General features: G+C 41.7%; 29 protein-coding genes. 18 read left to right on the top strand and 11 right to left on the bottom strand.

Going from position 1 to position 26,315, the window contains the following annotated elements:
* Positions 1 to 3 precede the first annotated feature (3 nt).
* A complete protein-coding gene (locus AC3E9V_RS22365) occupies positions 4 to 849 on the bottom strand; it encodes a glycosyltransferase family 2 protein (protein ID WP_488750396.1) in 846 nt (281 codons plus the stop codon).
* A 126-nt stretch (positions 850 to 975) separates the two neighbouring features.
* Entirely contained in the window at positions 976 to 1,653 is a 678-nt protein-coding gene (locus AC3E9V_RS22360) for a rhamnan synthesis F family protein (protein WP_488750395.1), read from the bottom strand.
* A 108-nt stretch (positions 1,654 to 1,761) separates the two neighbouring features.
* On the opposite strand from AC3E9V_RS22360, the gene AC3E9V_RS22355 reads away from it, so the two are divergent.
* The 4 genes from AC3E9V_RS22355 (at position 1,762) to AC3E9V_RS22340 (ending at position 5,038) form a co-directional block, all read left to right on the top strand.
* Positions 1,762 to 2,502 carry a hypothetical protein gene (locus tag AC3E9V_RS22355; RefSeq protein ID WP_488750394.1) on the top strand — a complete coding sequence of 247 codons (741 nt, stop codon included), beginning with the start codon at positions 1,762 to 1,764 and terminating at the stop codon, positions 2,500 to 2,502.
* Complete coding sequence (locus AC3E9V_RS22350) at positions 2,495 to 3,271, top strand: rhamnan synthesis F family protein (RefSeq protein WP_488750393.1); 777 nt, start codon at positions 2,495 to 2,497, stop codon at positions 3,269 to 3,271. The genes AC3E9V_RS22355 and AC3E9V_RS22350 overlap by 8 nt, the downstream gene beginning before the upstream one ends.
* A 66-nt stretch (positions 3,272 to 3,337) precedes the next feature.
* Complete coding sequence (locus AC3E9V_RS22345) at positions 3,338 to 3,769, top strand: four helix bundle protein (RefSeq protein ID WP_488750392.1); 432 nt, start codon at positions 3,338 to 3,340, stop codon at positions 3,767 to 3,769.
* A gap of 108 nt (positions 3,770 to 3,877) precedes the next feature.
* On the top strand, positions 3,878 to 5,038 hold the full coding sequence (locus AC3E9V_RS22340) for a glycoside hydrolase family 99-like domain-containing protein (protein ID WP_488750391.1): 1,161 nt from the start codon (positions 3,878 to 3,880) through the stop codon (positions 5,036 to 5,038).
* On the opposite strand, the gene AC3E9V_RS22335 is transcribed toward AC3E9V_RS22340, so the two are convergent.
* Positions 5,035 to 5,907, bottom strand: coding sequence for a hypothetical protein (locus AC3E9V_RS22335; RefSeq protein ID WP_488750390.1), 873 nt, complete (start codon positions 5,905 to 5,907; stop codon positions 5,035 to 5,037). The genes AC3E9V_RS22340 and AC3E9V_RS22335 overlap by 4 nt on opposite strands.
* Complete coding sequence (locus AC3E9V_RS22330) at positions 5,861 to 6,610, bottom strand: glycosyltransferase family 2 protein (protein ID WP_488750389.1); 750 nt, start codon at positions 6,608 to 6,610, stop codon at positions 5,861 to 5,863. The genes AC3E9V_RS22335 and AC3E9V_RS22330 overlap by 47 nt, the downstream gene beginning before the upstream one ends.
* Positions 6,611 to 6,655: 45 nt before the next feature.
* On the opposite strand from AC3E9V_RS22330, the gene AC3E9V_RS22325 reads away from it, so the two are divergent.
* Together AC3E9V_RS22325 and AC3E9V_RS22320 are read left to right on the top strand one after the other, a co-directional pair.
* A complete protein-coding gene (locus AC3E9V_RS22325) occupies positions 6,656 to 7,402 on the top strand; it encodes an alpha-1,2-fucosyltransferase (RefSeq protein WP_488750388.1) in 747 nt (248 codons plus the stop codon).
* A 50-nt stretch (positions 7,403 to 7,452) separates the two neighbouring features.
* The gene (locus AC3E9V_RS22320; RefSeq protein WP_488750387.1) at positions 7,453 to 8,178 is read left to right on the top strand and encodes a glycosyltransferase family 2 protein; all 726 of its coding nucleotides are present in this window, start codon (positions 7,453 to 7,455) and stop codon (positions 8,176 to 8,178) included.
* A gap of 61 nt (positions 8,179 to 8,239) precedes the next feature.
* Here AC3E9V_RS22320 and AC3E9V_RS22315 read toward each other — a convergent pair whose 3' ends face one another.
* Positions 8,240 to 8,983, bottom strand: a complete 744-nt coding sequence (locus AC3E9V_RS22315; protein WP_488750386.1) for a hypothetical protein — start codon at positions 8,981 to 8,983, stop codon at positions 8,240 to 8,242.
* Between the two features lie 105 nt (positions 8,984 to 9,088).
* Here AC3E9V_RS22315 and AC3E9V_RS22310 point away from each other — a divergent pair, with 105 nt between their 5' ends.
* On the top strand, positions 9,089 to 9,904 hold the full coding sequence (locus AC3E9V_RS22310; protein ID WP_488750385.1) for a glycosyltransferase family 92 protein: 816 nt from the start codon (positions 9,089 to 9,091) through the stop codon (positions 9,902 to 9,904).
* A 102-nt stretch (positions 9,905 to 10,006) separates the two neighbouring features.
* Here the strand turns inward: AC3E9V_RS22310 and AC3E9V_RS22305 are convergent, their stop codons facing one another.
* Positions 10,007 to 11,668 (bottom strand): sulfatase-like hydrolase/transferase, encoded by a 1,662-nt coding sequence (locus AC3E9V_RS22305; RefSeq protein WP_488750384.1) that lies wholly within the window; start codon positions 11,666 to 11,668, stop codon positions 10,007 to 10,009.
* 164 nt (positions 11,669 to 11,832) lie between these two features.
* A complete protein-coding gene (locus AC3E9V_RS22300; protein WP_488750383.1) occupies positions 11,833 to 12,738 on the bottom strand; it encodes a stealth conserved region 3 domain-containing protein in 906 nt (301 codons plus the stop codon).
* 23 nt (positions 12,739 to 12,761) lie between these two features.
* Between AC3E9V_RS22300 and AC3E9V_RS22295 the strand changes: the two genes are divergently transcribed.
* Together AC3E9V_RS22295 and AC3E9V_RS22290 are read left to right on the top strand one after the other, a co-directional pair.
* Positions 12,762 to 13,358, top strand: coding sequence for a LicD family protein (locus tag AC3E9V_RS22295; protein WP_488750382.1), 597 nt, complete (start codon positions 12,762 to 12,764; stop codon positions 13,356 to 13,358).
* Positions 13,355 to 14,146, top strand: a complete 792-nt coding sequence (locus AC3E9V_RS22290; RefSeq protein ID WP_488750381.1) for a phytanoyl-CoA dioxygenase family protein — start codon at positions 13,355 to 13,357, stop codon at positions 14,144 to 14,146. The genes AC3E9V_RS22295 and AC3E9V_RS22290 overlap by 4 nt, the downstream gene beginning before the upstream one ends.
* On the opposite strand, the gene AC3E9V_RS22285 is transcribed toward AC3E9V_RS22290, so the two are convergent.
* Complete coding sequence (locus tag AC3E9V_RS22285; RefSeq protein WP_488750380.1) at positions 14,147 to 14,863, bottom strand: phosphocholine cytidylyltransferase family protein; 717 nt, start codon at positions 14,861 to 14,863, stop codon at positions 14,147 to 14,149.
* Positions 14,856 to 15,437: a class I SAM-dependent methyltransferase gene (locus AC3E9V_RS22280; protein ID WP_488750379.1), complete on the bottom strand. Its 582-nt coding sequence runs from the start codon at positions 15,435 to 15,437 to the stop codon at positions 14,856 to 14,858. Before AC3E9V_RS22280 ends, AC3E9V_RS22285 begins: the two co-directional genes overlap by 8 nt.
* A 61-nt stretch (positions 15,438 to 15,498) precedes the next feature.
* Here AC3E9V_RS22280 and aepX point away from each other — a divergent pair, with 61 nt between their 5' ends.
* From aepX to AC3E9V_RS22265, 3 genes are read left to right on the top strand one after another with little or no spacing between them, the layout of a single operon-like run.
* The gene (gene aepX, locus AC3E9V_RS22275; RefSeq protein ID WP_488750378.1) at positions 15,499 to 16,791 is read left to right on the top strand and encodes a phosphoenolpyruvate mutase; all 1,293 of its coding nucleotides are present in this window, start codon (positions 15,499 to 15,501) and stop codon (positions 16,789 to 16,791) included.
* Between the two features lies 1 nt (position 16,792).
* Positions 16,793 to 17,911 carry a phosphonopyruvate decarboxylase gene (gene aepY / locus AC3E9V_RS22270; RefSeq protein WP_488750377.1) on the top strand — a complete coding sequence of 373 codons (1,119 nt, stop codon included), beginning with the start codon at positions 16,793 to 16,795 and terminating at the stop codon, positions 17,909 to 17,911.
* Position 17,912: 1 nt separating this feature from the next.
* A complete protein-coding gene (locus AC3E9V_RS22265; RefSeq protein ID WP_488750376.1) occupies positions 17,913 to 19,022 on the top strand; it encodes a 2-aminoethylphosphonate aminotransferase in 1,110 nt (369 codons plus the stop codon).
* On the opposite strand, the gene AC3E9V_RS22260 is transcribed toward AC3E9V_RS22265, so the two are convergent.
* A complete protein-coding gene (locus AC3E9V_RS22260; protein ID WP_488750375.1) occupies positions 19,012 to 20,118 on the bottom strand; it encodes a glycosyltransferase family 4 protein in 1,107 nt (368 codons plus the stop codon). The genes AC3E9V_RS22265 and AC3E9V_RS22260 overlap by 11 nt on opposite strands.
* Positions 20,119 to 20,213: 95 nt before the next feature.
* Here AC3E9V_RS22260 and AC3E9V_RS22255 point away from each other — a divergent pair, with 95 nt between their 5' ends.
* The 4 genes from AC3E9V_RS22255 to AC3E9V_RS22240 all read left to right on the top strand — a co-directional run bounded on the left by AC3E9V_RS22255 (position 20,214) and on the right by AC3E9V_RS22240 (position 23,874).
* Positions 20,214 to 20,897 (top strand): DUF3108 domain-containing protein, encoded by a 684-nt coding sequence (locus AC3E9V_RS22255; protein ID WP_488750374.1) that lies wholly within the window; start codon positions 20,214 to 20,216, stop codon positions 20,895 to 20,897.
* Positions 20,898 to 21,002: 105 nt separating this feature from the next.
* Positions 21,003 to 22,094: a phospholipase D-like domain-containing protein gene (locus AC3E9V_RS22250; protein ID WP_488750373.1), complete on the top strand. Its 1,092-nt coding sequence runs from the start codon at positions 21,003 to 21,005 to the stop codon at positions 22,092 to 22,094.
* Between the two features lie 74 nt (positions 22,095 to 22,168).
* On the top strand, positions 22,169 to 23,116 hold the full coding sequence (locus AC3E9V_RS22245; RefSeq protein WP_488750372.1) for a CDP-alcohol phosphatidyltransferase family protein: 948 nt from the start codon (positions 22,169 to 22,171) through the stop codon (positions 23,114 to 23,116).
* A 29-nt stretch (positions 23,117 to 23,145) separates the two neighbouring features.
* Positions 23,146 to 23,874, top strand: coding sequence for a phosphocholine cytidylyltransferase family protein (locus AC3E9V_RS22240; RefSeq protein ID WP_488750371.1), 729 nt, complete (start codon positions 23,146 to 23,148; stop codon positions 23,872 to 23,874).
* Here the strand turns inward: AC3E9V_RS22240 and AC3E9V_RS22235 are convergent.
* The gene (locus AC3E9V_RS22235; protein ID WP_488750370.1) at positions 23,861 to 24,916 is read right to left on the bottom strand and encodes an inositol-3-phosphate synthase; all 1,056 of its coding nucleotides are present in this window, start codon (positions 24,914 to 24,916) and stop codon (positions 23,861 to 23,863) included. The two genes, AC3E9V_RS22240 and AC3E9V_RS22235, sit on opposite strands and share 14 nt — an antisense overlap.
* 120 nt (positions 24,917 to 25,036) lie before the next feature.
* On the opposite strand from AC3E9V_RS22235, the gene AC3E9V_RS22230 reads away from it, so the two are divergent.
* On the top strand, positions 25,037 to 25,663 hold the full coding sequence (locus AC3E9V_RS22230) for an L-threonylcarbamoyladenylate synthase (RefSeq protein ID WP_488750369.1): 627 nt from the start codon (positions 25,037 to 25,039) through the stop codon (positions 25,661 to 25,663).
* A gap of 1 nt (position 25,664) precedes the next feature.
* Positions 25,665 to 26,303: a WbqC family protein gene (locus AC3E9V_RS22225; protein WP_488750368.1), complete on the top strand. Its 639-nt coding sequence runs from the start codon at positions 25,665 to 25,667 to the stop codon at positions 26,301 to 26,303.
* Positions 26,304 to 26,315: the final 12 nt, after the last annotated feature.

Raw genomic sequence — 26,315 nt, 5'->3', positions numbered from 1 at the left:
GGATTAAATCAATGTTTTTTTGGCAGCTAACTCAGTATCCTCAATATCATTGCATTCACGCTCAAACGTCTCAAAGTACTCAAGGTTTCTCACAAACTCATGAGCCTCCACGTCGGCTGCTCCACGCGTACACTTCACTTCCAAAAACCAACGCTTCGACTGTAGGGCATAGTGATTCAGGTGTAAGTAAGAGGCTTTTAAAAGCTCTTCATTAATGGGTTGATAAAATTTATCTTCTAAGGTTATGGGTGCCCCGGAAGAGTCTTCAATTTTACAATTTTGTTTTACTTCGCAGAAATGAGTATTTAAACGTTTCAGGTATCGCGACTTCACGATCACTTTGCTGGTCATCCTACTGGTGTCAGTCATACCTGGATTTTGTTTTCCCTCATAAAGGCTTCTTTTATTGAAAGATTGAATGATGGAGGATGGTTGAGATTCGTGCCCGGCAGATCCAAACATTTTCCAGGGAATTCTGATAAGCCCAACGGTAGAAGCGCGGGATTTCAAATAATCAGCGACTGACTTGAATCCATTTCTGGCATAGATGAACTCATCAAGGTCGCAAACAAGCAGCCACTCACTTTCTTTCTTTTTTGTCAAAAAATACTTGTTGTATAGCTCCACCTGAGACCACTTTTTATCATCCTGAGCCAAGGTGATTAAGCCTCGGTCAATGTATTGCTGAAGCCTGCTTACAGTGTCATCGGTGCTGCCATTGTCGATCATATAAAAGTGATCAACCCCCTCAGCCAGATAGTGCTCAATCCACTCAGCAATAGCGACAGACTCATTTTTGAATATGCAGACTATCGATAGGAAATGCTTGTACTTCGATTTGAAAAACATAGTGCAAAATATTTTATGAGGGGCTTTCAATCAAAATGTAACACCATTTAGTTAAGCTTGCTTTCTTACATCCTCTCCCTTCACCCTCTCCCGGAGAGGGACAAAAGGAGCTTAACTAAATGGCCTTTAATCAAAATGACTTTGAGTTAGTTCGGGGTTTGTTTCCAGTATTAATTGTTTTAGTTGGTGTGAGTCAATCACAAGACCATATTTCGCAAAGAAAATCAGGTCGGATCTGGTGTATCCACCTACAAGTAGTTTTCTTTTAATCAAGGGGAAGCCAGCCCTGATGAGCTGATGTATTTGAAAAATTGCAGGATTCAGGCCGGGTTTTACTGAATAATCTTTTGACTGAAAATAGCTGCCAAGCTTTAATCCCGCAGCTGAAAAGGAGGTGGAGAGCCCCACTTCATAGGTATTGATGACGGCTGACTTATTACGTATAATTTTATTTTGTTTCAGGTACTCTCTTAGGTGTGTTACGCCCGGACCTTTGAAGGATAAGAAATAGGATTGGATGTGATAGTCCCCCTGGGTTGAATCTAAGAGTCCGGCCATTTGCAGGTCACTTTTTCTAAACCATTCAAAAAACGGGTCAAGTCTGTTAATCAAATAGCAGGAATCATTGGCCAATATAATCTCGTCATATCCGGATACTTCAAATTCTTGCAGGGCCTGATAATACATGCCAAAGTCATACCCCTTATTTTTGACGAACAAAATGCGAATACTGTGGCTATTGAGCCATTCAATTTCGGATGGCAACAGGCTTTTTTTGTTGGTAACAAAAATGACATCATCCACATGTCTCTTTATCTCAAAGAGATAATATTTAATGAATGATGGAATGGTTTTTTGGTTAAAATAACTACAAAAAAGACAGAGCGACATAATGTATAGATCACTGAATAAATGATTACGTCAAAGATTCATATTTTTTTTCATTGTTATGCCGGTAATCATTGGGAAGGGATCACTCAGGCATTATTACCTTTTGTACATTATCAGCGGATCCATTGTACGATGATCGGGGAAGACTTCCATGAAAGGAAACTCCTACAAATCGCCGGGGATTATAATATAGAGCTGGAAATCCGCCGTTTTGCTGATCCCCACACCTATGAGCATGAAGTCATGAAATGGATCAAAAGCCGTGCGACGCTATATCCGGAGGACTGGACGCTTTACTTTCATACTAAAGGAGCTGCTAATCCAACGAATCTTAATGACCGGTGGAGGAGTTTTATGATTGCTCATTTTTTATCTAAATGGAAGACCATCTTGAAAAAGATGATCAAATCCAACCACGATGCTGCGGGGCTCTGGTATGGATTTGATGATGCTGATGAGGAGTTGCAGGGAATTGAATCTAAATTTTTCGCTGGAAATTTTTGGATGGCAAAGAACACTTACCTGGCAGGTTTGCCGGAGTACGACTTGCTCATGGACAAATTCGATGGATCCCGGTACTTGCCTGAACGGTACATAGGATTTGAAAATCCGAGCGTGTTATTCCTTAACCAGCGGTCCGTTTTACCAGTAAAAGGTAAAAACGGAATTCAATGGCAAATAATAAAACAGTGCACTGAGGACAAAGAAACACTAATGAGTTCATTTATATCGAAAATCAAACGAAGGTTCCTCAATGGTTAGGATAAAAGATTTTTTCAGATCGTTCATTGATGCATCCAAAAGTAAACCGATCAGAATCAATGATTTGAATATTGCAGTGGTTATCCACGTGTTCTATACCGATATATTAGGAAGGATTATCGACCTTTTAAAAGACAGTGGATATCACGCAGATTTGCTCATTACATGCCCCTCTTCACTCCAGGGGGAAATAGAGGAGTTAGCTAAATGTCTGAAAGATCAATTTCAAAATATTTCAGTTTTTCCAGTGGAGAATAAAGGACGGGATATTCTGCCGTTTATTAAACTTGGAGAGCAGATCAGCAACTATGATCTGGTATGTAAACTGCATACCAAAAAGAGTGATTACTCTAAAGAACTAAATAACTGGAGTGACTACTTGTATTCCAGGTTGATTGGAAACAGGGAAGTTCTCGAGAGAAATATTTCTTACTTTCTGGAGAATGATAAACTAGGTGTTGTATCACCCGGATGGTTTCCACAGTATCCTGGTAAGAAATATAATTGGGGTTCGAATCGGGAACGTGTCGATGAGTTGATCAGGACACTAAATATTGGTAAACCGGCACCGAATAAAATTACTTTTCCGGCAGGATCAATGCTATGGTTTAGACCATTATCATTGCAGCCTGTATTTTCCAATCAGGAGCTATTCGATCAGTTCGAGGAAGAGAGAGGTCAACTTGATGGCACACTTGCTCATGCTATCGAGCGAATGTTTCACCTGATTGCCGAGCGACAGGGTTACCGGGTTAAAATTCTGGGTTAACTATCAAGCTTGTGTTTGTACTAACTTAGTATCATAAGATTTCAAACCTTAACATAATTAGGTAGAATGTTTTCTTGGAATAATAAACAGTGGCAGGAGCAGTTGGCAGTTAATAAAAGACATATGGATAGTAGAGGATATAAAGATTTAAAAGTTTATCAACTTGCATATAAGCGGGCAATGGAAATTTTCGAAATTTCAAAACCGTTTCCTAAAGAGGAAAAATATTCATTAACTGATCAAATTAGAAGATCATCACGTTCAGTTTCTGTAAATATTGGAGAAGGGTATAGAAAAAGAAAGTATCCGAAACACTTTTCAAGTAAGATGACCGATGCTGATGGAGAATGTACGGAAACACAGATCTGGCTCGATTTTGCAATGGATTGTAAATATATTGATGAAGCCATCAGGAATAAACTTTACAAAGAATATGAGGAAGTAGGACGAATGTTGGGAAGTATGGCCAATAATCCTGATAAATTTTTACCAAAATAACCTGTACCCCCCCTGCCGACTGCTCCTGCCAACTGCTGCTGAGTTGCTTGGTTCTGGCTAGGCGAGGCTAGGTATTTCAGGTGTAGATAATTAACCATTATAAAAAGAATGTTCTCCTTCATTAAAAAGGCTTTCAGTAAAATCAATAAGGCAGATACGGATAAGGGTTTAGAATTGGAAAATCCATTTGAAGCTGAGTTTGAGCCGAGATTATTCGATATCAGCTCAGATCCTGCTCCATCTAAAAAGATTAAAACTGTTGCTTTTCACTTGCCGCAGTTTTATGAGTTTCAAGAGAACAATGAATGGTGGGGCAAAGGGTTCACGGAATGGACGAACGTTACCAAAGCTGAGCCACTTTTCCCTGGGCATTTTCAGCCAAGGTTACCTCATGATGATATTGGGCTTTACAAGCTTGACAATCTTGCTTCGGTTGAGAAGCAAGCCAACCTTGCCCTGGCTGCCGGTATTGACGCATTTTGTTTTTATTATTATTACTTGTCAGGCAAGAAACTACTTCGGAAGCCAGTTGATCTTTTCACTCAAATAGATTCAGAACTTGAATTTTGTTTTTGTTGGGCCAATGAAAACTGGACACGTCGCTGGGATGCAGCGGAACACGAGATGCTCACAAGGCAATTGTATGATGATGACGAGGTGGAAAAGATCATCGAGGATGTCTCCTGCTACATGCGCGAGCCAAACTATCTAAAAGTAGTAGAAAGACCATTTTTGATTCTCTACGAACCAGCAAGGGTTCCGGATTTGGAAAAACTGGTTGCTAAGGTAAGAGAAGGGATCATATCCAGAATTGGTGTTAATCCGTATTTCGGCTATATCTGGAGAGGCGAGAAGAAAAATTTTTATGGTGATCTCTTTGATATCGCTGTATCATTTCCAATCCATTATCCTGGTCAGGAGGCTTTTTATGAGCAAAAGATGAATGGTAAGGTACTTAATAGCTATCCGAAGATGTTGGAAAAATCCATCAAGAGGTCAGGTAAAAGGAGCGACGTACTCAAATGCTGTATTCCGTCATGGGACAATACAGCAAGACTAAAAGATCGATCCAGTGTTTTTTATGGATCTGAACCCAATCTGTTTGGGAAATGGTATGCTCAATGTTTGAAGGGTGCAAAGGAGCATGATCATCCCATGGTGTTTATTAACGCCTGGAATGAATGGGCAGAAGGAAATTATCTGGAGCCCGATCAAACATATGGATATGCGAACCTCAATAGGGTTTGGCAGATTCAAAACAAGGTTTAGTTATCCTTTGCTATCTCCATCATTCTTTTTTTATAATAAGGCTGGTTGGAGATGTATTGCCAGAGTTCCTTGCGATTGAATCTTTGAATTTTTTCCCATTCGGCATTATTTGCCACCATGTGCGGGTTAGAGGTCGATGAATTGATCGATCGTGAATGCTCCAGGTGGTATAAGGTATCCTTGATCCTTTTTACCTTATATCCGAGTTTTTTGTACCGGTAGTACCGCTCAAAATCTTCCGGAGCATACGAGACGAAGTTCTCATTTTCCAGTCCACCTTCTATATAGGCATTGCGTTCAAAAAATTGGCAAAACCCATATTTGGCTGTTTTTTTATTCATATGACCCTTAAACGTTTCAAGGCCAAATCCCGAGCTCAGAAACGCTTCAGTCAGTGCATCATTGGCAAATACCTGAGACTGATACATTCCATCACCATATGGGTATACCAGGTCAGCCTTGCCATTGATGATTAATTCATAAGCTTTTTTGTAAGAGGATAGTGGCAGCAGGACATCACAATCATAATTGACGACTACTGGAGAGGTTGTTTGCAAGATCATATCATTAAGTAATCTTTGTCTGTGAAACGCCGGGCCGGTAGCGTGCTCAAATACGTAGCTTAAGTTTGATTGTGAATTGGCCCTGATATTTTCAATAAAGGGGAGTACCTGTGCTTCAAATTGAGGCTTATTGTCACATTCCTTTATCAAGATATTGGTTTTCAACACCCCTAAGAGATAAGAAAGAGAGGTTCTCAGATTTCTTATTCGATCCGGTGATTCCAGTCTTATTGGGATGATGAAGGTGGCCTGCGACAGGTCAATCCGGCCTGAAGGCAAATGTTTCCTTGTGTTTTTCCAGAACATAATCGAACTCCTTTTTATCCACTTTCCAGCAGCGTTCATTTGTTTTCACTTCAAAATTATAGTCCACGGTCGAAGAGCTTGTTCTCCTTTTGTGCTCTCTGTTAGCAATGAGAATGTCTGGCAATATCCCCGGCATACCATGAGTTAATTGCATCCGATAGTATAATTCAGCATCCACCAGGAGTTTTAGACGATCGTCCATGTAAAGTCCGGCAGAATTGAGGAAGGCCATGCAACTTGGGCTGCCCAGCAGGTTGTTACCAATCAGAAGATTGGTGGTCCATTCCGGAACCATCGGCCTGGTTATCCTCCAGGTGTTTTTTGCATGAGCAAAGCCATGAAACATCCACTTAATATCATGCTGGTGAAAGAAATTGGCAATCTTCTCCAATGCGTCTTTACTGATAAAGAAGTCATCCTGGTACATGATTTTAACAATTTTTCCAGAACTATTTTCTATTGCAAAATTTGTGTTGGCCGCTATCGATCCTCTTTTATGATTATTTCTGAAGTACCTGACGTCAAACTTCTTCTGTCTGTCGCACAATATCCGGATATCATCATTGAGGCTGTGATCAGATATGATTACTTCATAGTCCTTGAATTTTTGAGCCCGAATGGACTTAAATAAGGTTTTCAGGAATGCAACTCCTTTGCCGCTATATTCATAGGTGGGGATACAAATGGAAATTGTTTTGGGCATCTAGACTATTAGGAGCTTTAACTAAAAAATTGTTTATTTCGCAGTATGATCACATTTCCAAAATTAGGTCGAAATGGCCAGTTTGGCAATCAGCTGTTCCAGATTGCCTCCACGATAGGGCTGGCGCGTACGCATGGTTTGGAATATGCTTTTCCTAAGTGGAAAAATCATGACGGAGGTCGGCGATTGTTCAAAGAAGAGATGCAAAAATATTTTGTAAATCGTCTGCCGAGGTTGCCGAGGGGTTTCCGGGCGAAACATGAACTTGACATCCCATGGGGCTATCATGATGTGGCGGTGGAAGATGAAACAAACGTACATGGATACCTGCAGAGCCATCGTTATTTTGAGAACCATGAGGAGGAAGTACGGCATTACTTCAAGTTAAAAAAACTGACACCTGAAATTCCGAAAAAGAATACCGTTGCCATTCACGTTAGACGCGGTGATTATGATGGTGACTATCATCTGTTGCTGGGGCGGGAATACTATCAAAAGGCCATGAAGCACTTTCCCTCTTCTTATAATTTTCTTGTTTTTAGTGATGACATAGTCAAGAGCAGAGAGTTATTGGGTGGCGATTTCGCTTTTGTGAGAAACGGTAGTTTTATGAAAGATTTCTACCTGATGAGTCAATGTGATCATCTTATCACGGCTAATAGTACCTTTTCCTGGTGGGCCGCTTTCCTGGGAAAGAATAAGGAGAAGCAGGTAATTGTGCCGGAAAAGTGGTTTGGTGATAAGGGAGAGACGGAGTCCCCTGATTCCCCTCCAGGTTGGATAAAGATGTAATGTTGTTCACATTTGTCGTGTAAGAGGATTTGGGCTTTTAAAATGATATTGTGTCTGTAAAAATTTTCCTGTACTTCATCAATTGGAACGATTCATTTTATCTTCCCTTCCTTAGAGCACACTATGGCTCCTTTTGTGAAAGAATGGTCATGTACGATAACTATTCCACTGATAATTCTGTCGATTTGGCTCGTTCTCTTGGAATGGAGGTTCGTACTTTCGGGAAACAGGGAGAATTAAACGATGCTGAGTATATACGGGTAAAAGACAATTGTTGGAAGGAAGCAAGAGGTGAAGCTGATTTTGTGATTGTATGTGATGCTGACGAGTTTTTATATCACAAAGACCTTTTGAGGAAACTTCAAGAGTATAAGGAAAATGGAATTACACTACCGCGCACCAAAGGATACGAAATGGTCAGTGAAATTTTGCCTTCGCAGGATATTTTTGATATTACCACTGGATTCAAACAGTCAAAGTTCAGCAAGTCCCTAATTTTTGATCCCAATAAAATTGAGGAGATCAACTATAATTATGGCAGCCACAATCATAAAGCAAGAGGTCTGATCAAGAAAAGTTGGTCCAGGCTTTGGGTTCTTCATTATCGAAACATTGGTGGATTTGAGCGCATTCGAAAACGACATGAAGAATACCAAAAACGTCTATCTCAATTTAATAAAGACATGAGGTTTGGCAAAGAATATCTGATGGATTTGGATGAAAAGTATTCCGTATGGAAAACGATGATAAGAAAATCAAAAGAGATATTGAGGTAGTGTTGGCTCCGGATCACCTGATCGTTTTGATGTTTACCTGAGTAACGCAGGGTGGTAGGTATTACCAAGGCAGGCTATTGATAATTGAGGCACCTGTCTGGTTTTTGAGGAGTTCGATGGAGGTGAGCGCACGAAATCTGTCAGCGCCCTTTTCCAGGCTTTTGAACCAGTTAGCCCGTTGCAACTTTGCTGCATTGACAAATTCCCGTGGGTTGGGATGATTGTTGGGCCCTACGTAATGTTCCACCTCCACCGCATCATCTACCACTGTGACCATCTTTCCCTTCAGGGCCAAATAGGAAAGGTAAACATCCACGCCCCAGCCGATCCTGTTCAACTCCACGTCGATCGGATAGAGTTTTCTAAGGATGCTTGTCCTCACAGCAAAGCAGAACCCGTCTGCAAAAGCAGCCTTACGCAGCCCTCCCGTACCCTTTTGATGCATTTGTGGGTGGTTTGACCCTTCTTTGTTGACACTTGGAGCGTAAATACCAACCCTGGGATCTTCAAATGCATCTTCGAGTCGTTGTAGAAGTTGGTGGGCGTCTTTCACCTTAACATCAGAAGCGACAAAACAGATCACCTTGCACTGATCCTGCATCATACCGATGATCTCGTTGATCATGCCACAATAAAATACATTGGGCAGCAGTTTGTCGAACTGACCTTTTTGATGATTATTCTCGAAATCCGACCCACTATCAACCAGATAGGTTGGGGAAGACAGTCTGAACTCTTCCCCCAGTTTTACTGCATTGTCGTTACAGTTGTAATTAAAAACACCAAATCCAATCGATCTATTCATATTGCTCTCCAAAAGTATAAGGAAATGATTAATTCATTTTTAACGAATTCAAAAGACTAGGACTTATTTTTGAGATTGATATTTTTGATCCCTTTATCCCAGTTCATGAAAAAACATCTACTTTCTACCGTCTCAGTTTTTAAGAATGAAAACGACTACTTACACGAGTGGCTGGAGTATCACCTGATGATGGGAGTGGATCATATGTATCTGTATGATCAGGATGGCGGACTCGATGCAATGGAACTGCTGAGGCCATATGAAAGGGCAGGATTGGTGACACGGCATCCCTGGACGCACTTTGATGGCACAAAATACGACAAAACAACCCAGTTTTGGGAGCGAGACAAAAGCCACATTGCCTATGCGCACTGTGCTAAAAACTATCGCAAGGAGAGTCAGTGGATACAGAAACTGGATATAGACGAGTACCTGGTGCTGAATGATGGAGGCAATAATCTCAAGGAGTGGGTAAAAACATTGGATATCAACAAAATAAAAGGGTATAGGGTCTATCGGTACAACTTTGGTAACAATGGTCACCTGGAAAGACCTCCGGGACTGATCACTGAAAATTACACGCGCAGAGAGGCGGAATATTCGGACTATAAAGACGCCGGAAACGGAGATTTTCTCTCCAACAACAGATACCACTATAATTCACACAAGTGGGGGTATAAATTGGCTAAATCGGGGAAAGTCCTTACCCGGCCGGAAGATGTCAATATTCATATCAATCACTACTACACCAAGTCCTATACAGAGTATAAAAACAGACAAAATGTAATGAGGTCTCGCGATACCTCCCTGGCTGCATTTGAGCGAATGAACGCGGCATGTAACCTGGTAGAAGATGCCGGAATGCTACGCCACAGAGATACTTTGAAGGCACGTATTGACCAGCGCCTCAGCCATTTATAACTTACAATAGATAAACAAAAAGGAATGGTGGGGTAGGAAGATCGGGAAATGGTCAATTACCTATCAAATCTCAATCTAACTTTCATCAGATTCCAGATTTCGCTACTCTTCGGAAGAGCGGATTTCATAAATCTCAGGATTGAAGACTTTATTTTCATTGACCAAATAGCTCCAGGTATCTACAATGTTAAGCAACTCTGATTCTGATACTGGAGAACGCTTACTGGTAGGTGCTATACCCATACTCGGGATGCTCAGATACTTAGTCGGATGATTCCTGTCCAAAGTATAGCTTTGATGGTTAATATCTAACTTTACCCCGGCAGGGCGTACACTTACAGATAGATTTTTTTCAAGGTTAGGAGCAAAAAGGTTTCGTCCCAAAAGCAATCTTGGCACATTATGAGTGAACAGATCGTGCACTGTGGCGTGGATGTCTACCTGACTAGCATGATCGTGGTTTTTTTCACCCTGCGGGACAAGTGTTTCCGGGCCAGCAAATATGGCTCCAATCCAAACCGTTTCATCCGTAGGAAGGCTGGTCGTGTGAAGTTTGTCAAGGTAATTGGCATGATCGCCCGTAATGATGACCAATGAATTTTCGAAAATGTGATGCTCAATGAAAAAGTGGTACAGGTCCACTAAATGTTTATCTATGACCTTCATGCTTGCAAAGTAGTTCTCAGCAGGACTTCCTATGGTATAGAATTGCTTTAGGCTATCATCAGCTATTTGATAGGGATAATGCGGATTTCGCGTCTTTAGGTGAACAAAAAAGGGCTGTTGAGTGGAATCGTATTCATGGACAATCCCCCTCAGTTCATCAAACATCACTTTAGCGGATGCAAATTTTCCCTGGTCTTCATACGTATAATGTCGGTCATAGGTCTTTTGCACCCAGTAACTTTCTTCCTCAAGATCACTTTTGTCTTCCAGTGCATGGGTTAAATACCCATTGGATTTTAGTGCCATGGCTAAGCTTGGCATGATTTTATCCTGATGTGAAAGCAATATCCGGTCCTTGGAATGCGGCCAAATCCCCATAGTCAGTGCAGAGAAACCCTCTACACTTGGAAAGCCATTTGATACCATGTAGGGGTACACAATTCCCTTATTGGCGAATAATTCGAAAGACTTCATCTTGAAATTCGCTTTTGGGTTAAATGTCTGATATTCAGCGGCCCTTAACGATTCTATGACGATCATGATGACGTTTAGCCTGGATGGAGACCGATCATTTGTTGTTATGACTTCCAGGGGATAATTTTCATCTATCAGTTGCTCATTTTCGTCCAATAATAAATCATAGAGATTAACAAAATCCTTCTGGCTGGGCTGGATTTGATCCCAACTTAAATAGTTTCTAATGAAGTTAACTTCAGGAGGATAAATGAGGAACCTTCCTTCTATTAACAACGGCAGACAAAGAAATACCATGGAAGCTAAAAAGATATACAGGAGCCTTTTTGAGGAAAATTCTACCTGTTGCAGGATTGCCTTTCTGGAAAAATAGAAAGCAGTTATCAATACTGCAAGCAATCCTAAAACTCCCAGGATTACAAGAACTGCATGTTCCTTGATTGGCAGCCAAAGTTCATCCGTAAGGAATATATGAAAGCCAGCAAAATGAGCAAGCAATGATGGTGTAAGGTGATCTCCGGCGAGCGCCACTACAATCGGGTCAGCAATAGTCCACATGCTCATCACTATCGTAATCAGGAACAATAGCGAAATGGTACCAAACCTAAATGGTAACTTCCTCAAGAGAAAAAACACTAAATATAAGAGACAGAGCTCACCGGCAAGCCACATTGTAGAGGTAAGAAATTCCCCAAGAAAAAAAGCTGATTGGAAAACGAAGAAAAGTATTATGCTAACAATTACTCTAAACAAATAAAGCGCAAGAAATACTCTGAATAGCGGATCTTTCATTTTTTAATTTCAAAATTAGAAGGGCAATTATAGGTGATTGTTAAGAAGTGTTTCCAGATTTTCACTACTTCCGGATTAGGATTGTCTCTTTGATCATCATTGAGGCAGTAAAATTTGGGTCGTTTGACTTCCAGTTTTCTTAGAGCCTTTTGCTGGAAGGCCAGTTTGTTGGTGATTTTGTGAAAAGTATTTAGTTTGAGTAAATTCGGCAGGTTTATGGGTTTACTGACCGCTTTTTGGTATCTAAGCATGTAGTACCTGTACAATTTATAAGTCATCAAGTCCTGCGGCTGACGAAATTTGTTACTCCGGGTTGTATGTTGCTTTTCTGGAAATAATTTGGTCATGGCTTCCCAAAATCCCTTGTTGATAAATAGAGGGGTGTGTTCTATAATCCCCAGCCCAATGACATCATTTTTACCATCATAGATTCTCCAGCTTAAGTTCTCTCCTAATAAGGTATTAAAAATCCTATACTTTCCATTTGGCATGAAGTCTTCCAGGTTGGTCTGGCTGCCAAATAGGAAGTCATCATTGATATACAGGAAATGATCCGCCAGGTCGGGGATTTTGTGCAGGAAGCTTTCAATACAGTTGGGGTTAAATGTTGGGAGGTATTTTTTATCAATAATTTCGTCATGGTGGACCAGCTTGATCCTGGGGTGGTCAGTATTCAGCCAATCCGGAACCTGTGGGCGAGCGGTTACGATGTAGATATAGCGGTACCAGTCGAGATATTTTTCTACTGAACGCAGGCTATATTTAAGAAACTGGTAAGTGTCGCGGTACCTTTCCGGGTTCACGTCCACAGGGTTGTCGGCATAGCTCATCCATTTTTGAATGTGTCCAACATCTGCCCCATCTACCCATGTATATACCAAATCAACCTCTATCTTCGCCATGTAGTTAATTTATATGCGATAATATGAACCTTTTGCGTGTCAGCCAATACATTCAGCGATTTATCCATGTATATGTCTTTGTGATATTCGGCACCCATCAGGAGCGAAAGATTAAGTTGCTTACAGAACTCTATCAACTCAGTGTGGATTTTCTCAATGAGGTAGGTGAGGAGTACTGGGTTGATTTTGGCACGTTGCTAGGCTATCATCGAGAGAAGGGGATCATCCCTCATGACATTGATGTAGACTTTGGTATGCATGAGAAGTCATATGATAATATCCTGTCCAAAAAGCATCTTTTGTCACCCAAGGTAAAGTTTTATGACTCGTCTCACAGGCATCACGGCCCAAAGCTTTATTTCAGCTATAAGGGGTTTGATGTGGATATATATTTTTATGAAGATCTCGGTGAGGCTGTAAGAAGCTATGAGAATACTAGCTGGCCCAATGAACGCAGGGCCATACCGAAAGATTTGGTCTATCCTTTAACCCCTGTAAACTTTTTAGATAGGAGAAGCTTAATTCCCAATCAACCAAAGGGATACTTAGAATACATTTACGGATATTTGGGGACTGATTCGAAGCGACACCAGGAAACAGGTTTTTGGGAGAAGATATGAGCTTAAGTACTGTACAAAAAGAATTTTGGAGAGACCATTCTTATGTGGTTTTCAAAGGGTTGTTTGCCGACCGTATTAACGAGATCACCAACTGGATAGGAGAGATTGCATCCTGGCCGGAAGACATGTCCAAGTGGCTTTCTTTTTATGAAATGGATGACCCAGCCAAGCTATCAAGAATTGAGAATTTTATCCCTTATCATCCTGAGCTTGCGGAAGTAATCAATGGGCCGGAGGTACTGGCAATAGTAGAAGTGCTCATGGGTGAAAAACCTGTCTTGTACAAAGAGCGCATCAATTTTAAGCCACCGGGAGGAGGCGCCCACGCAGCGCACCAGGATGGTGTGGCTTATGAGAGTGGCGGATTGAGACAGTTTGATCCAAACTCCACTCCTTATATTTCGGTACTGATCAGTGTAGATACTGCGACCAAGACCAACGGTTGTTTTGAGGTGGTAGAGCCATGGTCTACAGATAAGCTGGAAATACTGCCAATGGAAAAGCCTTACGCTCATGCACCGAATTTTTCAAAGATCTCTCAAAAGGTGGAAGATGAACTCAACTGGGTGCAGCTGGAAACCGAGCCTGGAGATGTGATTTTCTTTACAGAAAGACTGCCTCATCGATCCAAAACCAATCGGTCGGATAAGTCCCGAAGAATTCTGTACGGAGTATATAACCCGCTCAAGGAGGGAGATAAGCGAGAACAGTATTACGCTGATAAGCGAGCGAATATTAACGATGCCAGGTACATGGTAGGTAATCCACACGCGCCTAGCAAGCCCTAGTCAGAGCCTAGGCAGTATTTCGTTAATTGCTCTGTTGAGGTGATGTTCATCATCTATTTCGCACCACACCAGGGACTCATCTTTTGTCATTTTGACTTTCGCTGCTTGTTGGTATTTGAGCACAGCAAACTCGTATTTGATTTTCTTCAAGTCATCTTCATTGGTTGTGATTGCAATCAAATCTTTAAAAAAACCCAGAGAAAACCTACTGATGCCCACTAGTTCCCCATTGGCATCATGCCTGGCCGATGGTTCTTGCGACATACCTATTACCTCATTATTTTCGTTGGCTTTTAAGTAAACTTCATCCCCTGAGTTGGTAAACCCACTTGCCAGGAAACTATTGACATACGGAGATTTTTGAATGCTTTCCAGAGCTTGTGAATTATACAACAGGTCTGATTCCAACAATAGGAAGTCCGAATCGATCAAGTCTTTAGCCAGGAATAAGGTATAGTAACTTTCACTAGACGCAAATTCAGCGTTATAATAAAGTTCTATATCGAGTTCATTGGCTATGGCTTCATACAGCTCAGCTTTATAACCTACACCTACAAGGATCCTACGAATGCCGGCATTTTTCAGCAGACGCACACTTCTGGCGATAAGTGTTTCTTCATTAATAGTTACAAATCCTTTCGGGTAGTCATTAGTATATGGCTTTAGACGAGCCCCTCTGCCAGCTGCTAGTATCACCGCTGTGTCTGTTTTAGTCATTTTCAATAATATAGATTTTTCTTGCGATTGGGTAAACCGGGTATATGCTCCTGGGTATGGTTAATTCATCGACTAGTTTCAGGTTCAACTCTTCGAACAGTGCTTTCCATCCAGCGTCAGTCCGGAACCCATTTTCTGACTTGGCCCACGGAGATGTGCCCAGGTGAATTCTCCCCATTACCTTGTCAAAACCATTTTCTATTATATCCTCTCCAATGATCATTTTACCTGATACGACTCTCTTGCATTCTTTTAATAGTTGCACTTGATCATCTGTATGATGTAGCACAAAGAACAACATCAAAGTGTCCACCGAATTGCCTTCAGCAGGAATGTTGATCCCGTCGAATAACTCGAAAGGCAGGTCAAATTCAATTTTATTGACAATGTCAATGGTGCGAATAGTTTTTCCGTTTTCAAAAAGAAATTGAGCGAATCTACCAGTTCCAGTACCAATATCTAGGCAATTTTGTCCGTAATGATCCTTGATCATCGTAAACTTGTGGTGCAGGAAAAAATCGGTCTTTCTTAGGAGTATTTTATGAGACAAAACCTTGAATAGGTTGTAGATCATTCGTGTTTCGATAAGTCGGTTTTTTCACGAAATTAGAATTAATCTTTTTAAAACAAGATACATGAAGCTAGTATATGTGGGAATGGGCACTGACCTCATTCATCACGGCCATATCAATATCATAGAGATTGCCAGGGAGTTGGGAGAAGTGACTGTAGGGTTGCTGTCCGATAGGGCAGTTTCCAAATACAGTCGGATGCCGTTTTTGTCCTATGGTGAAAGAAAGAAAATCCTTGAAAACCTAAAAGGTGTGAAGGAGGTGATTCCTCAGTATGAGTTGGATTATGAGGAAAACCTGCGGAAGCTTAAACCTGATTACGTGGTGCATGGAAGTGATTGGAAGACAGGCCCTCAGCGGCATGTCAGACAAAGAGTGATTGATCTTTTGAAAGAGTGGGGGGGTGAGCTGATAGAGCCTGAATATACACATGGAATTTCATCTACAGGCCTGAGGAACGCCCTAAAGGAGGTTGGTACCACACCAGATATCCGCCGAAGATTACTGAGAAGATTGCTTGATTCCAAAGATATTGTTCGTGTCCTCGAAGCTCACAATGGCATTTCTGCATTGATCGTGGAGGAAACCCGGTTTGAAGCCGAGGGTGAGATCAGGGAGTTTGATGCGATGTGGGTAAGTAGTTTAACTGACTCCACTGCGAAAGGAAAACCTGATACTGAGTATGTAGACAGAACTTCCAGGTTCCAAACGATCAATGACATTCTTGATGTAACAACCAAGCCAATCATATTGGATGGCGACACAGGTGGTATTCCTGAGCACTTTGAATTATTGGTGAAAAATCTGGATCGACTTGGGGTTTCAGCCATCGTTATAGAGGATAAAACAGGCGTAAAGCGAAACTCACTTTTCGGAACTGATGTGGAACAAACCCTGGATAGTATTGAGGGATTCTCGGAAAAGATTTCCAGAGGTAAGAAAGCCCAGATGACGGATGATTTCATGATTTTCGCCCGCCTGGAAAGTTTAATTGCTGAAAAAGGAATGGATGATGCTCTAACCAGAGCCAAGGCCTACATTGAGGCTGGAGCTGATGGGATTATGATCCATAGCCGTCATAAAGATGGGAATGAAATTTTGGAGTTTATGAGGAGATATCAGGAGTTTGAGGTGAAAGTGCCGGTGATCTCAGTGCCTTCGTCTTATAATCAGTTCACCGAAGACGAACTGCAAGCCGCTGGATTCAATATTGTGATCTATGCCAATCACTTGTTGAGAAGTGCATTCCCTGCTATGCAAAACACCGCTCAGTCCATTCTGGAGCATAAGCGGTCATTGGAAGCAGATAAATTCTGCATGTCGATCAAAGAAATTTTGACCATTTTACCGAACTAATATGCTAGATCCCAAAGCTTTTTTGGACCAGGTCAAATCGCAAGGAATCAATTTTAGTACGGGTGTGCCAGATTCCTTGTTAAAAGATTTTTGTGGCTGTATTGCAGATTCTGGTTCAGATATCATTGCAGCGAATGAAGGCGGGGCTATTGCACTGGCTGCAGGTCACCATTTGGCCACCGGGGAGATTCCCTTCGTTTATATGCAAAATTCCGGGTTTGGAAACACCATCAATCCGCTGATGTCCCTGGTAGACCCGGAAGTTTATAGCATCCCCATGCTCATTATGATAGGCTGGCGTGGTGAGCCTGGAGTAAAAGATGAGCCGCAGCATGTGAAGCAGGGTAGGATCAATGAAGCTTTGTTGAGTGCCTTGGAAATACGGTATGATATTTTATCATCTGACATGGAGGAGGCAAAAACTCAACTGGAAACGGCTGTTCATTTCATGCAAACACACAATGCGCCTTATGTACTGCTGGTTAGAAAGGACACCTTTGCGCCGTATAAAATGCAGAATCTTCCTGTGGTGCCTGATTATGAAATGAATCGTGAAGATGCTATCAAAGAAATAATTGATCAGCTTAGCGAAGAAGATATAGTTGTATCTACAACTGGTAAAACGTCAAGGGAGGTGTTCGAAAAAAGAGCCGCCGATCAATCAGGACATCAAAGAGACTTTCTGACAGTAGGCTGTATGGGGCATGCATCACAGATAGCTTTGGGCATCGCTCTGGCCAAGCCGGATAGAAAAATATTTTGCTTGGATGGAGATGGAGCATTCATCATGCATATGGGGAGTGCGGGTATTGTGGCTGACCAAAACCCCAAAAACTACTTTCACATAGTAATCAACAATGGAAGTCACGATTCAGTAGGTGGACAGCCCACAGTTGGATTCGATATGGATTTTGGGAAAATAGCCGAAGGCAGTGGCTATAAAAAATCATTTAGCGTGTCATCCAGATCAGAATTAGCCGAGGCTTGGGAAGATTTCACCTCGGCAGAAGGTCCGGTTTTCCTGGAAATCAGAACAAGAAAAGGAGCCAGAAAGGATTTGGGGAGACCCACCATCAAACCAATAGATAATAAGAAGGATTTCATGAAAAACCTGAGATAATATGTTAGGTAAAATCACACATCAAAAAGCCATCAAGAGGAATATCCTTCTGAATCCGGGGCCTGCTACTACCTCCCAGCGAGTGAAGGAAGCAATGATCGTGGAAGACATCTGTCCTCGTGAAGAAGAATTTGGAAACCTAATGCATGAGATCTGTGATGGGATCCTGGAGATCGGAAATGCTCAGGGATCGCATGAGGTTGGTCTTTTTGTGGCGAGTGGTACGGGTGCTATGGAGGCTACACTGGTTTCAGCTATTGGAGATGAAGATGTGGTGTTGATTTTGACCAATGGAGCTTATGGCCTGAGAATGGAATCAATCTGCAAAAGCTACGGCCTTGAATACGATACGGCCTTTAGTTTTGGAGACTATCCGGAGCCAGCCAAGGTTCGAAAAGCCCTGGAGGGTGGTGAGTTCACGCATTTGGCGATGATCCATCACGAGACTTCTACAGGGATGATGAATCCACTTGAGGAGATTTCCACACTATGCAAGGATCTGGGTGTAAAGCTGATCGTGGATGCTATGAGCTCATACGGTGCTTATCCGATTGATCTACAGAAAACACCAATAGACTATATTTTTTCGTCCAGCAATAAGTGCATTCAGGGAATGGCTGGTTTGTCCTTTGTAGTGTTTCATAAGGACAGGATAGAAGAATTAAAGAAAAATCAGCGGGCTTTTTATTTTGACCTGTACAGCCAGTGGAATAACCTGCAGCAAAAGAACCAACTAAGGTTTACTCCGCCAGTTCAAATCTGTTATGCATTCATGGAGGCCATCAAAGAAACCCTGGATGAGGGATTGAAGGCACGCTGGAAACGCTATCAGGATAACTGGCAGGTACTCTATGATGGATTCAAGGAGCTGGGCTTTCATTTTTATTTGCCCGACGAATACCAATCCAAAATCCTGTTGGCCCTCGATCTCAATAGCAAGCCGGAGTTGGACTTCAATGATTTACATGACTTTCTTTATCAACATCAAATCACAATCTACCCCGGGGTGATTCCCGAAAGCAATACCTTCCGGGTTGCCATCATTGGTGATCTGACTTTGGAGGATGTTCGCTATGTTATAAATAAAATGAGGGAGTACTTTATGGTTTAAACAAGCGATGGTATATTTCCTCAACACTCTTAGCGTGAATTTTCCAGTCGTATTTTTTCACCATTTCCCGTCCATGATCTGACAAAGACTTTAATAGGTGATTAGAATGTATTAATTTCCGGATGCACTGAGTGAGTCCCTTCAAATCTCCCGGTTCAGCAAAGAATTTTTGTTGATCACTTGAAATCACATTTAAATAACCCTTGTTCGCAAATCCTGCAATAGGGGTACCCATGGCCATGGCTTCCAGCAAGACAATGCCAAAGCTCTCTCCAAACAATGCAGGAGCAATATAAAGGTCACTAGTTTTCAATAATCTTAGCTTATCCTCTTCAGACACAAATCCGAGTATCTCTATATCCGTCAGAGCGTGTTCCTTAATAAACTCCTCAGCCATAGCCCGTTGATTACCATCACCGGCAATAACCAGCCGTATATTGTCATTTTGTTCCTTGATCGAGCGGAAACTTTTGAGGGCATAGATCAATCCTTTACGCTCTTCCAGCCGGCCGAGAAAAAGGAGGTTGAATTTTCCATCCTTATACTTTTCAATAGCAGTAACAGGTTTCAGGCATTCTTCCAGGTCTATTCCATTTGGGATTATGGATATCTCTCTCTTCGAGAACCGGTTGATGTATGAAGCTTGTGTCTCACTCACAGAAATGATAGCATCCATCAGTTTGAAGACACCCTTGGCAGCAATAGGCATGATGTTTTTGCCAATAAACTTATTTTTTGGAGTATCATGAAAAGTTGTGACATGTTTGGCCTTGCTAAACCGTCTGATCTGAAATGGGAGCACAGGATTCCAAAACGTGTGGAAGTGGATAATGTCAAATTTTTCTTCCTTAAGGAAGTTTTTGAGAGCCTTACGGTCATCTCCCAGCGCAATGTTGATATCAATTTTGGTGCCTCCCAGGTTTAGACTTCTGTTCGATCCAAAATGATGTACATTGAGTTGACCTGTGTCTGGCAGAGGAGTAATTATCTTTACGTCATGACCACCAAGTATGAGGTATTTAGTCAGGCTTTCAATATGGTTTTTGACACCACCTGGTCTTGAGAAATCATATGGACAAACCTGTGCGATTTTCATTTGGAGGAATTCCTGTTTCTATGGCAAGATTAACAATAATGTGGGTAATTCTGATTGGGAGTTGGTGCGTTAATGCTCAAAATAATAGCCGAAGTTTGAATCATCATTTCGAACCCGGAGAAGAATTCACCTACTCCATGAACTATGGTTGGTTCAATATCGGGAGAGCGGAAGTTTTTATGGACAAAGAAGTTTGGGATATAGGAGGCCGTCCTCATTATTACATTCAATGCCGGGTGCAGACTACAGGATTTTTCGACTTTTTTGCGTCCACAGATATTTGCCTTGAGTCATGGATTGATACGGCTTCTTTAAGACCAGAGGTGTCTTATCGTCATGTTTTCTTTGGGCGCAAGATAGATATCCGTACCGACAAGTATGACTATGCAGACTCCGTTACTATATCAACATTTGTAGAGGATGTTGATCGGCATCAAACCAAAAAGGTCAATTTGTCTGATACCCTGGTTTTGGATTTGCTTAGCACTTATTTAAATCTCAGGGATGTCATTTATCTGCATGAGCCGTCAGACACTACGCTTGTCAAAACACATTTTTCTAATGACATCTACCTTTTTGGGATAGTTCATTCAGGTGTTGTAGGGGATAGTTTGTATAAGTTCGATTTGATATTTCCAGAGTCGGATCAATATAAAAAAGGGAGTAGTGCGTATGTGTTGGCATCAAAGGAGGAGACTATGATTCCTGTGAAAATGGTGATTGAACTAACTCTGGGTAAGTTAATTTTTATACTGAAAAAGCAGCGTTATATCAAGTGATCTGGAGTTGCTTGAGTCTGATGAAGTTTAATCTTCATAGGCACTTTTGTTTTGTGTTAGTGCTTTTGCTTAACCTTGTACGCTTTAAATTAGAATACTTCCTAAATGAAATCTCGAGTCCTGGTCGGTGCACAAGAATTTATGCAAGCTTTATCTGAAAGAGCACAGGAGGCGAAGCATTCTCTTTATGTACAAGCCATGACTTTTGAGGGGGATGCGGCAGGTGAGGAACTAATTGATTTGATGATAGCCAGTCCTGCGAAAGATAAGAGACTCATTGTGGATTCCTTCTCAAAGGTGGTGGTCAGTGATCACTTTGTTTTTGGTCCCAGGTATTTTCTGGATAAATATTTTCGAAACGAGATAAAGAACACCAAGGCACTTATCAAGAAAGCTCGGGAGGCTGGTATTCAGGTGAAATTTACAAACCCTGTTGGTCCACTGATGGTGAAGTACCCACTGAGGAATCATAAAAAGATGATGATCGTGGACGAGGAGGTGTGCTATCTGGGAGGCATTAATTTTAGTGACCATAATTTTGAATGGCACGATATGATGGTAGAGCTTTCGGATAAGGGTATTTCCGGATGTCTCACCGAAGATTTCAGGAAAACCTGGGAAGGAGAGAATCAGTCGGGTTCTCATGACTTTGACGACGCACAGGTTTTCCTTTTAAATGGAATCAAAAGCGAAAACATTTATCAAAAACTTTGGGATAAGCTCAGAAATGCAAAGAAATCAGTGGAAGTGATCTCTCCTTATGTATCAGAACCACTTTTGGGGGTTCTGAAAGAGGTGCCTGCCAGAGGAGTAACCATATCCATTATATCTCCTGAAGAAAACAACAAATCCATCTTTAAGGACCTCATACAGTCTGAGGCACGAAAAGGTTATTTCCAACTATTTCACTACCAGGGGATGTCTCACTTGAAAGCGATCCTGATTGATGGTGAGGAGTTGGTTTTTGGTAGTAGTAACTATGATCTTGTTAGTTATTATTTTGAACAGGAGGTGGTTGTAACTACGCGCAAATCTGAACTGATAAACCAATTTAAGGAGAGGGTTTTGGAATCTATGCTTGCTGAATCCAGGACACCGGATGTTTTGAACAATCCCGGAAGAATTGCACATTTACTGACCAAAGGGCTCCGGATTTTTTGTAGTGTGGCTTCTAATTCTTTGTTAAGACCACATTGATTAAATTCGCGAATTGTAAACAAGCGGGATGAAAAAGGTTTTACGGATATTGATGTTGGGTGATTTCTAAATGTATGTTTGCTAGATTCAGAAAAAGAATTGAAACCGATTTTGATGCAGCTTACCAGTCTATAAAGCTCCCTGAGATTGAAGAGTGGTTTGACATCTATTTCAGCAGATTCTTTGGATATTATCTGGCTATTACCTGTAAGAAGCTACATCTCACACCCAATCAGGTTTCATTGCTAAGTTTATTTACTGGTATCATCGCTGGTTATTTTTTCTACTTTCAGGATCAAGTATTCATGGTGCTAATTGCATGTTTCTTCGTGACCTTTTCAGGACTTCTGGATTCAGCGGATGGACAACTGGCTAGGATGACAGGCAAGTCGAGTGATCTTGGGCGAAAAATAGATGCCATCATAGACACTTTTGTGTTTGTGGCTTGCTACGCAGGTGGAGCTCTCTATTTTTTTCAAACGGATTACAGTTGGTGGATTTTCCTTATTGCAGGTCTTGGAGGGTACCTTCATAGTGCAAAATCAGCAGCTTATGAATATTACAAGACGGAGTTTATCTACTATATCAAAGGTGACAGAAGTCAACGAATACCCTATGTAGAGGAACTGGGAAAGCCTTCGAAGAAATCGGGGATCTGGTATACTATACTTTATTATTTGGAAGTGGATTACCTCCGAAAGCAAGCTATGTTTCACGGAAGAAAGCGTGAGACCAGAGAGCTTTTTGAACAATACGCCTTTGGTGGAGAGGTTGATCATTTCCGGAATCAATACACCAGGGTTAACGAGTCGATAATGACTTGGTGGGCATTGGTTTGTGGTACAAACACCCACAGGACATTGCTGATGATCTGTAGTGTGTTTGGTCGAATGGATATCTACTTTTTTATTTCAATGATTACCTTCCTGCCCATGCTCTGGATAAATTATGAACAAAGACAGAACGACAAAAAGTTAATAGAAGCTATGGAGGGTGCTCCACAGCGAGCTATAACTCACTGATTTCTTCTTTATAATTCGAAATTCCAAAAATGTACTGTATCATCCTTTCAGCTGGCAAAAACTCAAGACTTGATACGGGAATTCCCAAGTCATTATTGGAGATTGACGGGGTTTCCCTGTTGGAAAGGCATATCAGGATCTTTCACCAGGCAGGAGTGGATCATTTTTGTATAGTTACAGGCCACAACCCATCCGGGATCAGGACTTTCGCTCCAGAGCTGGCAGAAAAATATTCAGTGACAATTGATTTGATGCACAATGAGCGCTATGACCTGGAAAATGGCTATTCGGTAAGTTCTGCAAGATCCTGGATAGAAGAAAAGCAAGCAGACTCTTTTTATCTTACGATGGGTGATCACTTCTTTCAGCAGGAGTTGGTTGAAAGTTTTATCCGGAAATCAGGAGATTCATTGAGTATATTACAGCTTGCCGTGGATATCCCAGGACCTGAAAATTCCCATATTGACCTGGAGGACGCAACCAAAGTATCTGCTGACAGTGAAGGCAACATCCGGCACATTGGCAAGAACATTCCTGATTACAATTGCTACGATACCGGGTTGTTTTGCCTGAAGAAAATCGTTTTTGAAGTGCTGGATTCCTGCTTCAGTCATGAGGAATACACCATTTCACACATGGTCCAAAGATTGGCCAAAACCGATGACGCAAAGATTGTGGAAGTGCCAGGTTATTTTTGGAATGACGTGGACAATCCCACAGATCTTAAAAACACGATTAAGCTAATTAAGAACCGCTAACGAACTCGTCAAGTAGAGGGAGTATTTTTGTTTCGGCCATTTTATCTGCAGGTGATTTAAATCCAAATGCCGACACCACCGGTATATTACCAGCCATACCCTTGTCTTTGGCCAGCTTAGCTAGGCGAACCACGTCAATCATGACCCCCGCACTGTTTGGACTGTCCTCCACTTTAAGCTTTAGCTCCAGCTCAAAGTGCTGGTTTCCAAACTGGGTGCCGTTTATATTGATGTAGCAGATCTTGGAATCTTTAAGGTGTGGGACAAAGTCACTTGGCCCGATACGAAGTGCCGGCTCATCCTTACCTTTGAATAAAACATTGACCGCTGATGTTTTTGAAATACGCTTTGACTGAAGCCTGGACTCATCGATCATGTTTTCAAAGTCTGTGTTTCCACCGACGTTAAGTTGATACAGGTCATCAATCTTAAATCCACGGGCCATCAGGCTTTCTACAAGGACCCGGTTGAGGTAAGTAGCTCCAAATTGCGATTTGATATCATCGCCTGCGCATACAAGACCCGCATTCTTGAACTTATCGCTCCACTCAGGTCTGGAGCAGATAAAGACCGGAATCGCGTTTAGAAAACCAACTCCTGCTTTGATAGCTTCTTCAGCATAAAACTTGGCGGCTTCTTCACTACCTACCGGTAAGTAGCAAATGAGAAATTCTGCACCAGTTTCCTTTAAATATGCAGCAATGTCAACTGGGGGCTCTGTATCATCCACCTGGAAGGATTCGGTCATGTGTTTTGCAACTCCATCCAGGACAGGACCTTTGACCACAGGAACGTTGAGGCCTGGGACATCAGAGAACTTTCTTGCACAATTTGGTTGTGTGAAGATGGCTTCAGACAGGTCTTTCCCAACCTTGCGCTTATCTACATCGATGGCTCCAACTACCTGCACATCTCCTATGAGGTATCCACCGATCTCTTTTCTTACAAATCCCGTTCTTTCGTTTTGATTTTTGTAGAACTCAATGCCCTGAATGAATGAGGAGGCACAATTCCCAACTCCTGCAATCGCTACTTTTACCATAGTACTATTGAAAATTAACCGCAAAGTAAATAAAAAAATTAAAGCAACACGGATCAGTCGGGTTATCTACTTTCGTTTGTTATAATTACTTTTGATTTAGAATCAGGGAGTAATCAAAATATGCCAGCAGAATTTATAAAACTATATCCTGAAAACCCGGAAGAGGAGAAGATCCGGAAGATCGCAGAGGTGCTTAGAGACGGTGGTTTAGTGATTTACCCCACTGATACGATTTACGGGTTGGGTTGTGATTTGTTTAATAGTCGGGCTCTTGATCGTCTTCGGTTAGTTAAGGGGATCAAAGGGAAACAACTGGACCTCTCATTTATTTGCTACGATCTGAGCCAGATCTCCGAATATGCACGTCATGTCAGCAATCCTGTTTTCAAGCTCATGAAGAAAGCATTGCCCGGTCCTTTTACATTTATTCTGGAATCCTCAAGCAAAACACCCAAAATATTAAATATCAAAAAGAAAACAGTGGGTATTCGTGTACCGGACAACAATATACCCCGTGAAATAGTACGTGTCCTGGGCAACCCTATTATCACTACCTCAGTACATGATGATGAGATTCACGAGTATGCCACTGATCCTACGCTGATGTACGAGGAGTTTGAAAATCAGGTGGACATTATTGTGGATGGAGGATATGGAGATGTGCAGCCCAGTACGGTTATTGATTGTACAGGAGACATGCCCACCGTGGTCAGGGAAGGCAAAGGAGATATTACACCGTTTCTGTAGCATGCAGACATTGCTGATCGAGCCCCATTATCTGGGGAGTATTGAGTATTTTGTTTTGCTGCGCCAGTTCCGGAACATCCGGCTGGAGGTGAGTGCACATTACACAAAGCAGACTTACAAGAACCGAACGGAGTTTTTGTCAGCAGACGGGAAGCAGCAGCTGTCTGTTCCAGTAAAGTATGGGAACAGAACACCCATAAAAGAGGTAAGAATAGATCATGGATTAAGCTGGTTAAGAGATCATTGGGGAGCGTTTTATTCTGCTTACGGCAAAGCCCCGTTCTATGAATATTTTGCTGATGAATTCAGAGCTGTTTGGGAAAGGAAGCATCGATTTTTGGTAGACCTGAATATGGACATGATGTCATTATGTCTGCATTTATTACAATTTGACAGGTCGTTTTCGTTTACGGATACTTACCAAAAATCGACAAAAAATGACGTTTATGACCTCAGAGAGGAAATACATCCAAAAAAGCCTTTTGAAGAACGGAAAATATATCTACCTTTTCGCTACACACAGATCTTTGGCAACAATTTTGCCCCTAACCTCAGTATTGTTGACCTGCTTATGTGTGAGGGAAATGGTGCCGGTGAGGTGCTACGAAAGTCTACTTCGCAGGCCAGTGAACATTTATGAATTTCCTGGTGT

The sequence above is a fragment of the Marinoscillum sp. HNIBRBA16962 genome (assembly GCF_057801515.1).
This window is presented reverse-complemented; position numbering and strand designations above follow the sequence as displayed.

Coding starts and splice junctions, on each gene's coding strand:
- AC3E9V_RS22350 (WP_488750393.1), top strand. CDS start 2,495: ATGGTTAGGATAAAAGATTTTTTCAGATCGTTCATTGATGCATCCAAA.
- AC3E9V_RS22355 (WP_488750394.1), top strand. CDS start 1,762: ATGATTACGTCAAAGATTCATATTTTTTTTCATTGTTATGCCGGTAAT.
- aepY (WP_488750377.1), top strand. CDS start 16,793: ATGCTAGATCCCAAAGCTTTTTTGGACCAGGTCAAATCGCAAGGAATC.
- AC3E9V_RS22325 (WP_488750388.1), top strand. CDS start 6,656: ATGATCACATTTCCAAAATTAGGTCGAAATGGCCAGTTTGGCAATCAG.
- AC3E9V_RS22310 (WP_488750385.1), top strand. CDS start 9,089: ATGAAAAAACATCTACTTTCTACCGTCTCAGTTTTTAAGAATGAAAAC.
- AC3E9V_RS22245 (WP_488750372.1), top strand. CDS start 22,169: ATGTTTGCTAGATTCAGAAAAAGAATTGAAACCGATTTTGATGCAGCT.
- AC3E9V_RS22280 (WP_488750379.1), bottom strand. CDS start 15,437: ATGATCTACAACCTATTCAAGGTTTTGTCTCATAAAATACTCCTAAGA.
- AC3E9V_RS22250 (WP_488750373.1), top strand. CDS start 21,003: ATGAAATCTCGAGTCCTGGTCGGTGCACAAGAATTTATGCAAGCTTTA.
- AC3E9V_RS22230 (WP_488750369.1), top strand. CDS start 25,037: ATGCCAGCAGAATTTATAAAACTATATCCTGAAAACCCGGAAGAGGAG.
- AC3E9V_RS22345 (WP_488750392.1), top strand. CDS start 3,338: ATGTTTTCTTGGAATAATAAACAGTGGCAGGAGCAGTTGGCAGTTAAT.
- AC3E9V_RS22340 (WP_488750391.1), top strand. CDS start 3,878: ATGTTCTCCTTCATTAAAAAGGCTTTCAGTAAAATCAATAAGGCAGAT.
- AC3E9V_RS22315 (WP_488750386.1), bottom strand. CDS start 8,983: ATGAATAGATCGATTGGATTTGGTGTTTTTAATTACAACTGTAACGAC.
- AC3E9V_RS22290 (WP_488750381.1), top strand. CDS start 13,355: ATGAGCTTAAGTACTGTACAAAAAGAATTTTGGAGAGACCATTCTTAT.
- AC3E9V_RS22240 (WP_488750371.1), top strand. CDS start 23,146: ATGTACTGTATCATCCTTTCAGCTGGCAAAAACTCAAGACTTGATACG.
- AC3E9V_RS22235 (WP_488750370.1), bottom strand. CDS start 24,916: ATGGTAAAAGTAGCGATTGCAGGAGTTGGGAATTGTGCCTCCTCATTC.
- aepX (WP_488750378.1), top strand. CDS start 15,499: ATGAAGCTAGTATATGTGGGAATGGGCACTGACCTCATTCATCACGGC.
- AC3E9V_RS22300 (WP_488750383.1), bottom strand. CDS start 12,738: ATGGCGAAGATAGAGGTTGATTTGGTATATACATGGGTAGATGGGGCA.
- AC3E9V_RS22295 (WP_488750382.1), top strand. CDS start 12,762: ATGAACCTTTTGCGTGTCAGCCAATACATTCAGCGATTTATCCATGTA.
- AC3E9V_RS22365 (WP_488750396.1), bottom strand. CDS start 849: ATGTTTTTCAAATCGAAGTACAAGCATTTCCTATCGATAGTCTGCATA.
- AC3E9V_RS22260 (WP_488750375.1), bottom strand. CDS start 20,118: ATGAAAATCGCACAGGTTTGTCCATATGATTTCTCAAGACCAGGTGGT.
- AC3E9V_RS22225 (WP_488750368.1), top strand. CDS start 25,665: ATGCAGACATTGCTGATCGAGCCCCATTATCTGGGGAGTATTGAGTAT.
- AC3E9V_RS22335 (WP_488750390.1), bottom strand. CDS start 5,907: ATGTTCTGGAAAAACACAAGGAAACATTTGCCTTCAGGCCGGATTGAC.
- AC3E9V_RS22285 (WP_488750380.1), bottom strand. CDS start 14,863: ATGACTAAAACAGACACAGCGGTGATACTAGCAGCTGGCAGAGGGGCT.
- AC3E9V_RS22330 (WP_488750389.1), bottom strand. CDS start 6,610: ATGCCCAAAACAATTTCCATTTGTATCCCCACCTATGAATATAGCGGC.
- AC3E9V_RS22265 (WP_488750376.1), top strand. CDS start 17,913: ATGTTAGGTAAAATCACACATCAAAAAGCCATCAAGAGGAATATCCTT.